We start from the raw sequence: 14,166 nt of genomic DNA, 5'->3' as shown, positions 1-14,166 counted from the left end.
ACCAGCCTTGTGTGCACTTGTCTATACAAGTATATCTTACTGTATATTCTGTCCCCAATGAGGAGCACACAATGTCGTCAGGTAAGTATCGCCAGCAAGAGATCCGCGCCCCCCGTGGCACCACGTTAAATGCCAAAAGCTGGCTCACCGAAGCCCCGCTGCGCATGTTAATGAACAACCTCGATCCCGACGTGGCGGAAAATCCTCACGAGCTGGTGGTGTATGGCGGGATTGGCCGCGCGGCGCGTAACTGGGCCTGTTATGACGCGATAGTTGCCGCCCTCACCGAACTGGAAAACGACGAAACCCTGCTGGTGCAATCCGGCAAACCGGTCGGCGTATTCAAAACCCACGAAAACGCCCCGCGCGTGCTGATCGCCAACTCCAACCTGGTGCCGCACTGGGCGACCTGGGAACACTTCAACGAGCTGGATGCGAAAGGGCTGGCAATGTATGGCCAGATGACCGCGGGCAGCTGGATCTATATCGGCAGCCAGGGCATCGTCCAGGGCACCTACGAGACCTTTGTCGAAGCGGGCCGCCAGCACTATAACGGCTCCCTGAAAGGACGTTGGGTACTGACTGCAGGCTTAGGCGGGATGGGGGGCGCACAGCCGCTGGCAGCGACCCTGGCAGGTGCCTGCTCCCTGAACATTGAGTGCCAGCAGAGCCGCATCGATTTCCGTCTGCGCACCCGTTACGTCGATGAGCAGGCCGACTCGCTGGATGACGCCCTCGCACGTATCAATAAATACACCCAGCAAGGCAAAGCGGTCTCGATTGCCCTGTGCGGCAACGCCGCCGATATCGTGCCGGAACTGGTGGCGCGCGGCGTGCGCCCGGACCTGGTCACCGACCAGACCAGCGCCCACGATCCGCTGCACGGCTACCTGCCAAAAGGCTGGAGCTGGGAAGAGTATCAGCAGAAAGCCCAGCAGGATCCTGAAGGCACCGTTCTGGCGGCGAAGCGTTCGATGGCCGAGCACGTCAGCGCGATGCTGGCCTTCAGCCAGCAGGGCGTGCCCACTTTCGATTACGGCAACAACATTCGCCAGATGGCGAAAGAGATGGGGGTGACCAACGCCTTCGATTTCCCGGGCTTTGTCCCTGCCTATATCCGCCCGCTGTTCTGCCGCGGCATCGGCCCGTTCCGCTGGGTGGCGCTCTCAGGCGACCCGGAAGATATCTACAAAACTGACGCCAAAGTGAAAGAGATCGTCGCCGATGATGAGCACCTGCATCACTGGCTGGATATGGCCCGCGAGCGCATTAGCTTCCAGGGCTTACCGGCGCGTATCTGCTGGGTGGGACTGGAGTGGCGCCAGAAGCTGGGCCTGGCCTTCAATGAAATGGTTCGCAGCGGGGAAGTCTCCGCGCCAATCGTCATCGGTCGCGACCATCTTGATTCCGGCTCGGTTGCCAGCCCGAACCGCGAAACCGAAGCGATGCAGGACGGTTCCGACGCAGTATCCGACTGGCCGCTGCTGAACGCCCTGCTCAATACCGCCAGCGGCGCGACCTGGGTCTCGCTGCACCACGGCGGCGGGGTAGGGATGGGCTTCTCCCAACATGCCGGGATGGTGATCGTCTGTGACGGCACCGATGAAGCTGCAGCCCGTATTGCCCGCGTTCTGCACAACGATCCGGCGACAGGCGTAATGCGCCATGCTGATGCCGGGTATGACATCGCGATTGATTGCGCGAAAGAGCAGGGCCTGAACCTGCCGATGATCACCTCCAGAGAAGGAAAGCACTGATGAACGCCTTAACCCTGATCCCCGGTTCACTGACGCTGGCCCAGCTGCGCCAGGTCTGGCAACAGCCGCTGCAGCTGACGCTTGATGAATCAGCCCACCAGGCGATTAACGACAGCGTGGCCTGCGTGGAAGCGATAGTGGCAGAGGGGCGCACCGCCTACGGGATCAACACCGGTTTTGGCCTGCTGGCGCAGACGCGTATCGCCACCCACGACCTGGAAAATCTGCAACGTTCACTGGTGCTGTCCCATGCGGCGGGTGTCGGCGAGCCGCTGGATGACAACATTGTGCGTCTGATGATGGTGCTGAAAATTAACAGCCTGGCGCGCGGTTTCTCCGGTATCCGCCTGAGCGTGATTCAGGCCCTGATCTCGCTGGTCAATGCCGGGGTTTATCCGTGGATCCCGGCCAAGGGTTCGGTCGGCGCGTCCGGCGACCTGGCCCCGCTGGCGCACATGTCCCTGACCCTGCTTGGCGAGGGCAAAGCCCGTTACCGTGGGGAATGGCTACCGGCCGCCACCGCCCTGCAAAAAGCCGGGCTTGCCCCGGTCACGCTGGCGGCAAAAGAGGGGCTGGCGCTGTTGAACGGCACCCAGGCTTCCACCGCTTTTGCCCTGCGAGGCCTGTTCGAAGCCGAAGATCTGTTTGCCTCGGCGGTTGTCTGCGGGGCGCTCACCACCGAAGCGGTGCTCGGTTCCCGCCGTCCGTTCGATGCCCGTATTCATGACGTGCGCGGCCAGCGCGGGCAGATCGACGCCGCGGCGCTGTTCCGTCACGTGCTGACCGATACCAGCGCCATTGCCGAATCGCATCACAACTGCGACAAAGTGCAGGACCCGTACTCCCTGCGCTGCCAGCCGCAGGTGATGGGCGCCTGCCTGACCCAGATGCGCCAGGTGGCAGAGGTATTGCTGGTTGAATCCAACGCCGTTTCCGATAACCCGCTGGTGTTCGCGGCCGAAAACGACGTGGTCTCCGGGGGAAACTTCCACGCCGAACCGGTGGCGATGGCGGCGGATAATCTGGCCCTGGCGATTGCCGAAATCGGCGCGCTCTCCGAACGCCGTATCGCGCTGATGATGGATAAACACATGTCGCAACTGCCGCCGTTCCTGGTGCGCAACGGCGGCGTAAACTCCGGGTTTATGATTGCCCAGGTGACGGCGGCGGCGCTGGCGAGCGAGAACAAAGCCCTGTCGCACCCGCACAGCGTGGACAGCCTGCCGACCTCAGCCAACCAGGAAGATCATGTCTCGATGGCCCCGGCGGCGGGGCGTCGTTTGTGGGAGATGGCGAGCAATACCCGCGGCGTGCTGGCGGTGGAGTGGCTGGCGGCCTGCCAGGGCTGCGATCTGCGGGACGGCCTGACCTCCAGCCCGCTGCTGGAGCAGGCGCGGCAGATCCTGCGGGAGCAGGTGGCGCACTATGATGATGACCGCTTCTTCGCCCCGGATATTGATGCGGCGATGGGGCTGCTGGATAAACGCACTCTGGTGGCGTTATTGCCTCCCGTGCTGTAACGGTTTGCCCGGAGGCGTTTCGCTTACCGGGCCTACAAAAAAACCGGCTTATTGGCCGGTTTTTTTAGTTAACTGTACATCGCCGTAATCGACGCGCTGCCCAGGGTATGGAAATGGACGTTAAAGCCCACCATCGCACCGCTCGCCTCTTTATCGACCTCGATTCTCTCCACATCCAGCGCATGCACCGTAAAGATATAGCGATGGGTTTCGCCTTTCGGCGGAGCCGCGCCGCCATATCCCGGCTTACCAAAATCGGTACGGGTCTCCACCGCGCCATCCGGCAGCGCCACCAGCGAGGAGCCGGAACCCTGCGGTAGCACGCGGGTATCGGCGGGAATATTGGCGACGATCCAGTGCCACCAGCCCGAGCCGGTAGGCGCATCCGGGTCGTAACAGGTCACGACAAAGCTTTTGGTGCCCGATGGCACCTCGTCCCACGCCAGATGCGGAGAGATGTTATCTCCCTCATATCCCATACCGTTAAACACGTGGCGCAGCGGGAGTTTATCGCCGTCTTGCAGATCCTGACTGATCAGTTTCATCGTATCTCTCCGTATAAGCCCTGCAAAAAGTGTAATCCTGTGGGCTTAAATCGCAAAGTGGGCGGGATTATTCACGGCATCCACCACGGCGGCGGTCAGTTTGTTAAGCTGATCGCGGCCAATGATATACGGCGGCATCAGATAAATTAGCTTTCCGAACGGGCGCACCCAGACGCCACGTGCCACAAAGAAGCGTTGCAGCGCCGCCATGTTCACCGGATGGGTGGTTTCGACGACGCCGATGGCCCCCAGCACCCGCACGTCAGCGACATATTCTGCCTCCCGCGCTGCCGCCAGCTCATCCTTCAGCTGGGCTTCGATGGCGGCCACCTGGCTCTGCCACTCGCCGCTCTCCAGCAACGCCAGACTCTCGCTGGCCACCGCACAGGCCAGCGGGTTGCCCATAAAGGTCGGGCCGTGCATAAAGCAGCCTGCTTCGCCATTGCTGATGGTCTCTGCCACCTGGCGAGTGGTGAGGGTGGCGGAGAGCGTCATGGTGCCGCCCGTCAGGGCTTTGCCGAGACAGAGAATGTCCGGCGTAATGCCCGCGTGCTCACAGGCAAACAGCTTGCCGGTACGCCCGAAGCCGGTGGCAATTTCATCGGCAATCAGCAGGATGCCTTCGCGGTCACACATCCTGCGAATGCGCTTCAGCCACTCCGGGTGGTACATGCGCATCCCGCCCGCACCCTGTACCACTGGCTCCAGGATCACCGCCGCAATCTCATGACGATGGGCGGCCATCAGACGGGCAAAGCCGACCATGTCCATTTCATCCCACTCGCCGTCAAAGCGGCTTTGCGGCGCCGGGGCAAACAGGTTTTCTGGCAGGTAGCCTTTCCACAGGCTGTGCATGGAGTTGTCGGGATCGCACACCGACATCGCGCCGAAGGTGTCACCGTGGTAGCCGTTGCGGAAGGTGATAAAGCGCTGACGGTTTTCGCCCTTCGCATGCCAGTACTGCAGGGCCATTTTCATCGCCACTTCCACCGCCACCGAGCCGGAATCCGCCAGGAAGACGCACTCCAGCGTCTCGGGGGTCATCGCCACCAGCCGACGGCAGAGATCCACCGCCGGTTGATGGGTGATCCCACCGAACATCACGTGGGACATGCGGTCAATCTGCGCTTTCATCGCCGCATTCAGCCGCGGATGGTTGTAGCCATGAATGGCTGCCCACCAGGAGGACATACCGTCCACCAGCTGTTCGCCGCTGGCCAGCGTCAGCTCGCAGCCGTGTGCTTCCGTCACCGGGTATACCGGCAGGGGCTGAGTCATGGAGGTGTAGGGATGCCAGATATGGCGCTGATCGAAGGCGAGATCGTCCGTTGTCATAATCGACTTGTAAACCATTTTGAAAACATTTAGGTTTACAAGCATAACCCGAACCCATCCTGAACTAAACCCCTTTGGAGACGCCCCATGGCTCACCAGACTCGCTGGACATTGTCGCAAGTCACCGCATTATTTGAAAAACCGCTGCTGGAACTGCTGTTTGAAGCGCAGCAGATCCACCGTCAGCATTTCGACCCGCAGCAGGTTCAGGTCAGTACTCTGCTGTCGATCAAAACCGGCGCCTGCCCGGAAGATTGCAAATATTGCCCGCAAAGCGCGCGCTATAAGACTGGCCTTGAATCCGAACGCCTGATGGAGGTAGAGCAGGTGCTGGAGTCGGCGCGTCAGGCGAAAAACGCCGGTTCGACCCGCTTCTGCATGGGCGCGGCATGGAAAAACCCGCACGAGCGTGACATGCCCTACCTCGAGCAGATGGTGCAGGGTGTGAAGGCCATGGGCCTCGAAGCCTGTATGACCCTCGGCACGCTGGACGACACCCAGGCCCAGCGTCTTGCCTCGGCAGGGCTGGATTACTACAACCACAACCTCGACACCTCCCCGGAGTTCTACGGCAACATTATCACCACCCGCACCTATCAGGAGCGTCTGGATACGCTGGACAAAGTGCGCGATGCGGGCATTAAGGTCTGCTCGGGCGGGATTGTCGGCTTGGGCGAGACGGTGACCGATCGCGCCGGTCTGCTCCTGCAACTGGCGAACCTGCCGACCCCGCCGGAGAGCGTGCCGATTAACATGCTGGTGAAGGTGAAGGGCACCCCGCTGGCCGACAACGACGATGTGGACGCGTTTGATTTTATTCGCACCATTGCGGTTGCGCGCGTGATGATGCCGACGTCGTTCGTGCGCCTCTCGGCGGGCCGGGAGCAGATGAATGAGCAGACCCAGGCGATGTGCTTTATGGCCGGAGCCAACTCCATTTTCTACGGCTGCAAGCTGCTCACCACCCCGAACCCGGAAGAGGACAAAGACGTACAGCTGTTCCGCAAGCTGGGGCTGAATCCGCAGCAAACCGCGGTGCTGACGGGCGATAACGAGCAGCAGTATCAGCTCGAACAGCAGTTGATCAACGCCGATACCGACCAGTTCTACAACGCGGCGACGGTATGACCTGGCAACAACGCATCGATGCTGCCCTTGATGCGCGCCGGGCGGCAGATGCCCTGCGCGTGCGCACCCCGGTGGAGCACGGCGCGGGGCGCTTTCTCATCCGCGAGCAGCGGCAATACTGCAATTTCTCCGGCAATGACTATCTCGGCCTGAGCCAGCACCCGGCGATCATCCGCGCCTGGCAACAGGGCGCGGAGCAGTACGGGGTGGGCAGCGGCGGATCCGGCCACGTGAGCGGCTACACCCATGCGCATCAGGCGCTGGAAGCGCATCTTGCTGACTGGCTCGGCTACCCCCGGGCGCTGCTGTTTATATCCGGCTTTGCCGCCAATCAGGCGCTGATTGCTGCCCTGACCGGCAAGGACGATCGCATCCTGGCCGATCGCTTAAGCCACGCCTCGCTGCTGGAGGCCGCCAGCCTTAGCCCGGCACAGTTACGCCGTTTTGCCCATAACGATGTCGCCCAGCTGGACGCGCTGCTGGATAAACCCTGCGAAGGGCAACAGCTTGTCGTGACCGAGGGGATCTTTAGCATGGACGGCGACAGCGCGCCGCTGGGTGAGATCCATGCGGCAGCGCAGCGCCAGGGCAGCTGGCTGCTGGTGGACGATGCCCACGGCATTGGCGTCACCGGGCCAGAAGGGCGAGGAAGTGCCGCCGGGCAGGGGGTAAAACCCGAGCTGCTGGTGGTGACCTTTGGCAAAGGCGTTGGCATCAGCGGGGCGGCGGTACTGTGCAGCGACCCGGTAGCCGACTACCTGCTGCAGTTCGCCCGGCACCTGATCTACAGCACCAGTATGCCGCCCGCCCAGGCGGTGGCGCTGCTGGCGGCCTTTAACCTGATCCGTAGCGACGAAGGTGAAGCGCGTCGGCAGCGGCTGGCGGGGCATATCCGCCAGTTCCGAGCGGGTGTGGGTGACCTCCCGATGACGATCACCGCCTCGCAGAGCGCCATTCAGCCGCTGATTGTGGGCGAAAACGCCCGTGCGCTGCATCTGGCGCACACCCTCAGGCAGCAGGGGATCTGGGTAACCGCGATTCGTCCTCCTACCGTGCCGGCAGGGACGGCGCGCTTACGCCTGACCCTGACGGCGGCCCATGAGTCGGCTGATATCGCCGCATTACTGGAGGCGCTGCATGTCGCAAGTGAATAAACAGGCGATTGCCGCCGCCTTTGGCCGGGCGGCGCACAGCTACGCACGCCACGACGGACTCCAGCGGCAAAGCGCTGACGGGCTGCGGGCCTTGCTCGCTGAAAACCGTTTCCCCCGCGTGCTGGATGCGGGCTGCGGACCGGGGAGTAACAGCCTCACCTGGCGCAAGGCCGGGAGCCACGTGACGGCGATGGATCTCTGCGCCCCGATGCTGGAGGAAGCGCGTCGCAACCAGGCGGCCGACCACTATCTGCAGGCCGATATCGAAGCCATTCCGCTGGCGGAGGGGCAGTTCAGCCTCGTCTGGAGCCATCTGGCGGTGCAATGGTGCGCCAGCCTGCCGCAGGCGCTGGCCGAACTCTACCGGGTGGCGCAGCCGGGGGGCAAGGTGGCCTTCACGACGCTGCTCAATGGCTCGCTGCCGGAGCTGAATCAGGCCTGGCAGGCGATAGATACCCAGCCGCATGCCAACCGGTTTCTGTCCGGGCAGCAGGTAAACGACGCCCTGTCCGGCTGGCAGTACCGCTCCGCGGTCCAGACCGTCACCCTGCTGTTTGACGATGCGCTCAGCGCCATGCAGTCCCTGAAGGGGATTGGGGCCACCCATCTTCACGCCGGACGGTCGAGTAAACCCTTAACCCGCGGGCAACTGCACCAGCTGGCCCAGGCCTGGCCACAGCAGGCGGGAAAATTCCCGCTCTCTTACCAACTTTTTCATGGGATTATTGAACGTGACTGAACGTTATTTTGTCACCGGCACCGACACCGAGGTCGGAAAAACCGTTGCCAGCACCGCTCTGTTACAGGCGGCGCGTGCGCTGGGTCGCCATACCGCGGGATACAAACCGGTGGCCTCCGGTAGCGAGATGACCGCAGCAGGGCTGCGTAACAGCGATGCGCTGGCGTTACAACGCAACAGTAGCGTGGCCTTGAGCTATCCGGCGGTCAATCCCTACACCTTTGCCGAGCCGACCTCGCCGCATATCATCAGCGCGGATGAGCAGCGCCCGATCCTGTTCAGTACGCTTTCCGCCGGGTTACGCACGCTGGAGACGCAGGCTGACTGGGTGCTGGTGGAAGGCGCGGGCGGCTGGTTTACGCCGCTGTCGCAGGAGCAGACCTTCGCAGACTGGGTGATGGCCGAGCGCCTGCCGGTGATCCTGGTGGTAGGGGTGAAGCTGGGCTGTATTAACCACGCCATGCTGACCGCGCAGGCGATCCGCCAGGCTGGGCTGCATTTTGCAGGCTGGGTAGCGAACGGGGTGGTGCCGCCCGGCAAGCGCCATCCTGAATACATGGCCACGCTCAGGCGCGTGCTGCCAGCCCCCTTGTTGGGCGAAATCCCGTGGCTGGGCGACGAAGCGGACACCGCAACCGTCGGGCACTATCTTTCCCTTACTGCGCTGACGCCGCAGGCCCCATCCAGTGGGCTATAAGCGGATCATCCAGCTCGCTGACCCTGCCCTGGGCTACATTTCGCCCCCGGTAAAGCAGGCAAAAGCGATCCGCTACCCGGCGGATCAGGGAGAGGTGCTGCTCGGCCAGCAGTACCGATAACCCCAGCTCCCGGTTGAACCTGAGCAGCAGTTGCGCCAGTTTGAGAGTAAATAACTGGCCTGTCCCACGGCTCGGCTCGTCGAGGATCAGCAGGCGAGGGTGGGTCACCAGCGCGTTCGCCAGCGCCAGCTGATATTGCTGATCGTCGTTAAGACCGGAGGCCCGCAGCTGGCGCAGCGGATAAAGCTCGGGAAAGAACTCAAAAACGTCGCGGCTTGTTGTCCCGCCCGCGACGCCTTTCGCCATTCGCGCAATGTGCAAATTTTCCTCTACCGTCAGTTGCGAGAAGATCCGCCTGTCCTGCGGCACAAAGCTAATTCCCGTCCTGGCCTGCTGCAAATCGCAGGGCGAGGCCCCGGCGTCATGCCAGACCATGGTGCCGCTGGCAATCGGCAGCAGGCCAGCAATGCAGCTCACGAGGGTGGTTTTCCCCATCCCGGGTAGCCCGAGTACGCCGGTGCAGACGCCGGGGGGGAGATCGAGGTCAACGTTCCACAGGGTGTGGCGATCTCCGTAATACTGATTAACGGCGCGCAGGCTTAACATGGTGGTGCTCCTTTTCAGGCATCGGTGACACCTGATACTCTGCAAGACTCTTGCCACTGCCTATAAAAGGGCGTTTAAAGCTGCTTTTTTCGGAATCGGCTCAAAAATCAGCGCGGTGAGCCAGGGGCGATGCACCGCGTCGGTGCCCTCTGAGATGCGCCTGGTGCAGGGCGATTTTGGTCAAAATGTGAACAGGATCTCACCAAATCCTTCGGTGATTTTGGTCATCAGATCGCCAAAATTAGGCGATAAAAATTTTTTACCGTTCCGTTGTGGGTAAAAACCGGGAACGAGCCGAGTCACGTTCCGTATGGGCTGGCGGCAGTTATCCACTATTCCTGTGGATAACCATGTGCATTAGAGTTAGAAAACACAAGGTAAGCGAGAGAATACGCGGCCTGCGCCTGAATTGCTGCGAAACGCGTCTTTTTGAAAATTTTTAAGAAGATCAAAGCGTTAAATAAAAGCAATCATTGTCATCAAAGTGTCAACTTGCAGGGGTGAAGTCCAGCGGCTCGCCTTGACAAATGTTAAAAAATGAAAAGTTCTGGGGATAACCCACCCCTGTTGGAATTTTATCCCGTTGCAGCCGAAATTTTACGCAGCTTCGCTCGATTCCCACTGCTGCTGGCACAAAACGGCGCGGATGCCACTGGATTTATATCCAGTATAATTTACTGGCAAAAATAGCCATCAGGAGTAAAATTACACACCTGCCGTATTAACCATCATCAGGTCGCCGCTCATGAGTAAACCGTTCAAACTGAATTCCGCTTTCCGTCCTTCCGGCGATCAGCCTGAAGCGATTCGCCGTCTGAAAGAGGGGCTGGAGGATGGGCTTGCACACCAGACGCTGCTGGGCGTAACCGGTTCGGGTAAAACCTTCACCGTCGCCAACGTGATCGCCGATCTGCAGCGGCCGACCATGGTGCTGGCACCGAATAAAACGCTGGCTGCGCAGCTGTACGGCGAGATGAAAGAGTTCTTCCCCGAAAATGCGGTGGAGTATTTCGTCTCGTACTACGACTACTATCAGCCGGAAGCCTACGTCCCCAGCTCCGATACCTTTATCGAAAAAGATGCCTCGGTGAACGAGCATATCGAGCAGATGCGTCTGTCCGCGACCAAGGCGCTGCTTGAACGCCGTGACGTAGTGGTGGTGGCATCGGTATCAGCCATTTACGGCCTCGGCGATCCCGATCTCTACCTGAAGATGATGCTGCACCTGACCCAGGGGATGATTATCGATCAGCGCGCCATTTTGCGGCGGCTGGCGGAGCTGCAGTATACCCGTAACGATCAGGCGTTCCAGCGCGGCACCTTCCGCGTTCGCGGGGAGGTCATCGATATCTTCCCGGCCGAGTCGGACGACTTCGCGCTGCGCGTCGAGCTGTTCGATGAAGAGGTTGAGCGTCTGTCGCTGTTTGACCCGCTGACCGGCCAGGTGGAGTCAATTATTCAGCGCTTCACCGTCTACCCGAAAACCCACTACGTGACCCCGCGCGAGCGCATCGTGCAGGCGATGGAAGATATCAAAGTCGAGTTGGCGGATCGCCGCAAAACGCTGCTGGACAATAACAAGCTGCTGGAAGAGCAACGTATCAGCCAGCGTACCCAGTTCGATCTCGAGATGATGAACGAGCTGGGCTACTGCTCCGGGATTGAAAACTACTCGCGCTATCTCTCTGGCCGCGGGCCGGGGGAGGCACCGCCAACCCTGTTCGACTACCTGCCGGCGGATGGCCTGCTGGTGGTGGACGAATCCCACGTCACCATTCCGCAGATTGGCGGGATGTATCGCGGCGACCGGGCGCGTAAAGAGACCCTGGTGGAGTACGGCTTCCGCCTGCCGTCAGCGCTGGATAACCGCCCAATGAAATTTGAAGAGTTTGAGGCGCTGGCACCGCAAACCATTTACGTTTCCGCGACGCCGGGCAACTACGAACTGGAGAAATCGGGCGACGAAGTGGTCGATCAGGTGGTGCGTCCGACAGGCCTGCTGGATCCGATTATCGAAGTGCGCCCGGTCGCGACGCAGGTGGATGACCTGCTGTCGGAGATCCGCGCCCGGTCGGCCATCAACGAGCGCGTGCTTGTCACCACCCTGACCAAACGCATGGCCGAGGATCTGACCGAATACCTCGAGGAGCACGGCGAGAAGGTGCGCTATCTGCACTCCGATATCGACACCGTGGAGCGAATGGAGATCATCCGCGATCTGCGTCTTGGCGAGTTCGACGTGCTGGTGGGGATCAACTTGCTGCGTGAAGGGCTGGATATGCCGGAAGTGTCGCTGGTGGCGATTCTGGATGCCGATAAAGAGGGCTTCCTGCGCTCTGAGCGCTCGCTTATCCAGACCATTGGACGCGCCGCGCGTAACGTCAACGGCAAAGCGATTCTCTACGGCGATAAAATCACCCCCTCAATGGCAAAAGCGATTGGGGAAACCGAACGCCGTCGCGAGAAGCAGCAGGCCTACAACGAAGAGCACGGCATTACGCCGCAGGGTCTGAACAAGAAGGTGGTGGATATCCTGGCGCTCGGCCAGAACATCGCCAAAACCAAAGCGAAAGGTCGCGGCAAGTCGCGCTCACCGGTGGAGGCCGATACCGTTGCCCTGACGCCGAAGGCGCTGCAGCAGAAAATTCATGAACTGGAAGGGCAGATGATGCAGCATGCGCAGAATCTGGAGTTCGAGGAGGCCGCGCAGATCCGCGACCAGCTGCACCAGCTGCGGGATCTGTTTATCGCCGCGTCCTAGGTAAAAGCGAACTGGCAGCCGTAGGCTGTGATGCCGTTAAGCTCGGCGGATTGTTCCGTTCACCTCATGTTCAGCAGAATATGGCATTCCACAACCCGTGAACGTGACAAGGGGGGCCGCCGGGCCCCCCTTGTCAATCCCCGCGGCCCCGCAATGAAACCGGTGCTTCGCACTGCGCTCACCTCCCGACCGGCTGCCTGCGGTCGGCTCAACTCGACATCCTGTCTCGATTCGCCTCTGGCCGCCATCCCTGGCGTCCAGCCCTTGTCATCCGGTCTCCGGTTCGCCGGTTTCAGAGGGGACTCAACACCGGTGCCACATTCAGATAGCTGAGAAGCGTGAGGGAGCGTGAATCCGGCTGAAAATCGACGAAGCGTTTCCGTAAGGCCAGGGCGAGGCGCAGGGACGCGCCGAGAGGGTATAGCCTGCAGGGATGCAGGCTGGTGCCCCGCCCGAAAGCCGGAGGGAATAAGCTGAGGACAAAATTGCCGGGAGCAATGTTGAACAGCGCCTGCGCTGGCCCCGAAGGGGTGAGGCTCGGGGATGGGGCGAATATTCTGCGAAGCGGCGATTTTCTTTGCCGGGAGCCGGGGTAGCCAGGGGGGAGGCGGCGAGCCCCCCTGGCACGTTCACCGCAGCGGAGGGGGCATAAAGCAGAGGTGCTTTAGTGAGCGGAACCTGTCCACTTCAGTCCCTTAGAAATATCGAATTGCTCAACTGCCTGGCATTACAGCCGAAGGCTGCCATTTTTAGGGTTTACACCTCCTCTCGGTGTGAGAAGGCCGCCATGAGGGCACCAGATCGCACCAGCCCGTAGGCTCGGTAAGCGTAGCGCCCACAATCTCAACCTAACGCCTGAATAGCCTTCTCCAGCGCCACGCGCAGTAAATGCCGATCATGACGATACTTGATATCGCTGGCCTCCAGCGGCTCCTGGATCACCACTCGGCCTTGCATCCCTGATACATCCGCGTTCGGCCCGACCACCACCGCATCAATAATCTTTTTGCCGACATACTGCTCCATCAGCGCCAACTTAGCGGGCAGCGAAAGCCCGGCGGCGGCAGGGCTGAGTTCACGGCCCAGATTGCCGATGTAGACCACCGGTGCGGGCGTCCGGCGCAGCGCCTGGGCCAGCTCTTTGATGAGCAGCAGCGGTATCAGACTGGTGTAAAAACTGCCGGGGCCAATCAGAATCAGATCTGCTTCGCCAATCGCCTCTACCGCTTCCCGGGTGGCCGGAACGGTGGGGTAGAGCATCAACTCTTTTGGCGGCAGGTCCAACTGGTCGATATTCACTTCGCCATACACTTCATGGTCGTGACTGTCGATAGCCATTAAATCGACCGGATGTTCGGACATCGGAATCAAAAACGCATCCACTTTTAACAGATTACGAATTAAATTGATCGCCTCCAGAGGCCGCACGCTGAGATGGTCCAGCGCCTTTAACATCAGGTTTCCGAGGTTATGCCCCGAAAGCTCGCCATTACCGCCAAAACGATACTCAAACATAGCGGAAGCGACGCTGGGTTCAGTGATAAGCTGATTTAAGCAGTTGCGCATATCCCCCCAGGCGATCCCCCCTTCGGCGCGTCGAATGCGTCCGGTGGAGCCACCGTTATCGGTGGTGGTAACGATCCCGGTCAGCCGTGAACCGAGCGATGACAACGAGGACATAACCCGGCCCAGTCCGTGGCCTCCGCCGAGAGCGACGACACGGTCGAGATCAGCAAAAATGCGATTGCGCATAGAAATTCCTTAGTAAGACGAACATCTTAACAGTAACTCAACTACCCCTAAATGACGATGCTACGCCGGGGGCAAAATGACATATATCAATGCAAGAATTTGATAATGACG

Annotated in this window: 11 protein-coding genes; 7 read left to right on the top strand and 4 right to left on the bottom strand. The window is 60.6% G+C overall.

Annotated features, from left to right (window positions below):
- The first annotated feature begins 71 nt into the window (after window positions 1-71).
- Together hutU and hutH are read left to right on the top strand one after the other, a co-directional pair.
- Window positions 72-1,757, top strand: a complete 1,686-nt coding sequence (hutU, locus tag ABIE02_RS04660; protein WP_032617122.1) for a urocanate hydratase — start codon at window positions 72-74, stop codon at window positions 1,755-1,757.
- Complete coding sequence (gene hutH / locus ABIE02_RS04655; RefSeq protein ID WP_336994761.1) at window positions 1,757-3,277, top strand: histidine ammonia-lyase; 1,521 nt, start codon at window positions 1,757-1,759, stop codon at window positions 3,275-3,277. The genes hutU and hutH overlap by 1 nt, the downstream gene beginning before the upstream one ends.
- A gap of 68 nt (window positions 3,278-3,345) precedes the next feature.
- On the opposite strand, the gene ABIE02_RS04650 is transcribed toward hutH, so the two are convergent.
- On the bottom strand, window positions 3,346-3,822 hold the full coding sequence (locus ABIE02_RS04650; protein ID WP_032617125.1) for a kinase inhibitor: 477 nt from the start codon (window positions 3,820-3,822) through the stop codon (window positions 3,346-3,348).
- A gap of 45 nt (window positions 3,823-3,867) precedes the next feature.
- Window positions 3,868-5,175 (bottom strand): adenosylmethionine--8-amino-7-oxononanoate transaminase, encoded by a 1,308-nt coding sequence (gene bioA / locus ABIE02_RS04645; protein ID WP_032617139.1) that lies wholly within the window; start codon window positions 5,173-5,175, stop codon window positions 3,868-3,870.
- Window positions 5,176-5,244: 69 nt separating this feature from the next.
- Here bioA and bioB point away from each other — a divergent pair, with 69 nt between their 5' ends.
- Genes bioB through bioD form a run of 4 tightly spaced genes read left to right on the top strand, consistent with a single transcriptional unit; the run spans window position 5,245 to window position 8,875 of the window.
- Entirely contained in the window at window positions 5,245-6,285 is a 1,041-nt protein-coding gene (bioB, locus tag ABIE02_RS04640; protein WP_144839853.1) for a biotin synthase BioB, read from the top strand.
- The gene (gene bioF, locus ABIE02_RS04635; RefSeq protein WP_032617128.1) at window positions 6,282-7,439 is read left to right on the top strand and encodes an 8-amino-7-oxononanoate synthase; all 1,158 of its coding nucleotides are present in this window, start codon (window positions 6,282-6,284) and stop codon (window positions 7,437-7,439) included. The genes bioB and bioF overlap by 4 nt, the downstream gene beginning before the upstream one ends.
- Window positions 7,423-8,178 carry a malonyl-ACP O-methyltransferase BioC gene (gene bioC, locus ABIE02_RS04630; RefSeq protein WP_204231050.1) on the top strand — a complete coding sequence of 252 codons (756 nt, stop codon included), beginning with the start codon at window positions 7,423-7,425 and terminating at the stop codon, window positions 8,176-8,178. The genes bioF and bioC overlap by 17 nt, the downstream gene beginning before the upstream one ends.
- The gene (gene bioD, locus ABIE02_RS04625) at window positions 8,171-8,875 is read left to right on the top strand and encodes a dethiobiotin synthase (RefSeq protein ID WP_072250856.1); all 705 of its coding nucleotides are present in this window, start codon (window positions 8,171-8,173) and stop codon (window positions 8,873-8,875) included. Before bioC ends, bioD begins: the two co-directional genes overlap by 8 nt.
- On the opposite strand, the gene ABIE02_RS04620 is transcribed toward bioD, so the two are convergent.
- Window positions 8,835-9,542, bottom strand: a complete 708-nt coding sequence (locus ABIE02_RS04620) for an ABC transporter ATP-binding protein (RefSeq protein WP_130589145.1) — start codon at window positions 9,540-9,542, stop codon at window positions 8,835-8,837. The two genes, bioD and ABIE02_RS04620, sit on opposite strands and share 41 nt — an antisense overlap.
- Window positions 9,543-10,287: 745 nt before the next feature.
- On the opposite strand from ABIE02_RS04620, the gene uvrB reads away from it, so the two are divergent.
- Complete coding sequence (gene uvrB, locus ABIE02_RS04615; RefSeq protein WP_103791935.1) at window positions 10,288-12,303, top strand: excinuclease ABC subunit UvrB; 2,016 nt, start codon at window positions 10,288-10,290, stop codon at window positions 12,301-12,303.
- Window positions 12,304-13,146: 843 nt separating this feature from the next.
- Here the strand turns inward: uvrB and yvcK are convergent.
- On the bottom strand, window positions 13,147-14,055 hold the full coding sequence (yvcK, locus tag ABIE02_RS04610) for a uridine diphosphate-N-acetylglucosamine-binding protein YvcK (protein WP_191153029.1): 909 nt from the start codon (window positions 14,053-14,055) through the stop codon (window positions 13,147-13,149).
- Window positions 14,056-14,166 lie beyond the last annotated feature (111 nt).

This window comes from Leclercia sp. 1548 (genome assembly GCF_050435045.1).
GTDB classification, from domain to species: domain Bacteria; phylum Pseudomonadota; class Gammaproteobacteria; order Enterobacterales; family Enterobacteriaceae; genus Enterobacter; species Enterobacter adecarboxylatus.
Note: the sequence above shows the minus strand (reverse complement) of the source record. Positions and strands in the feature narration are given on the sequence as shown.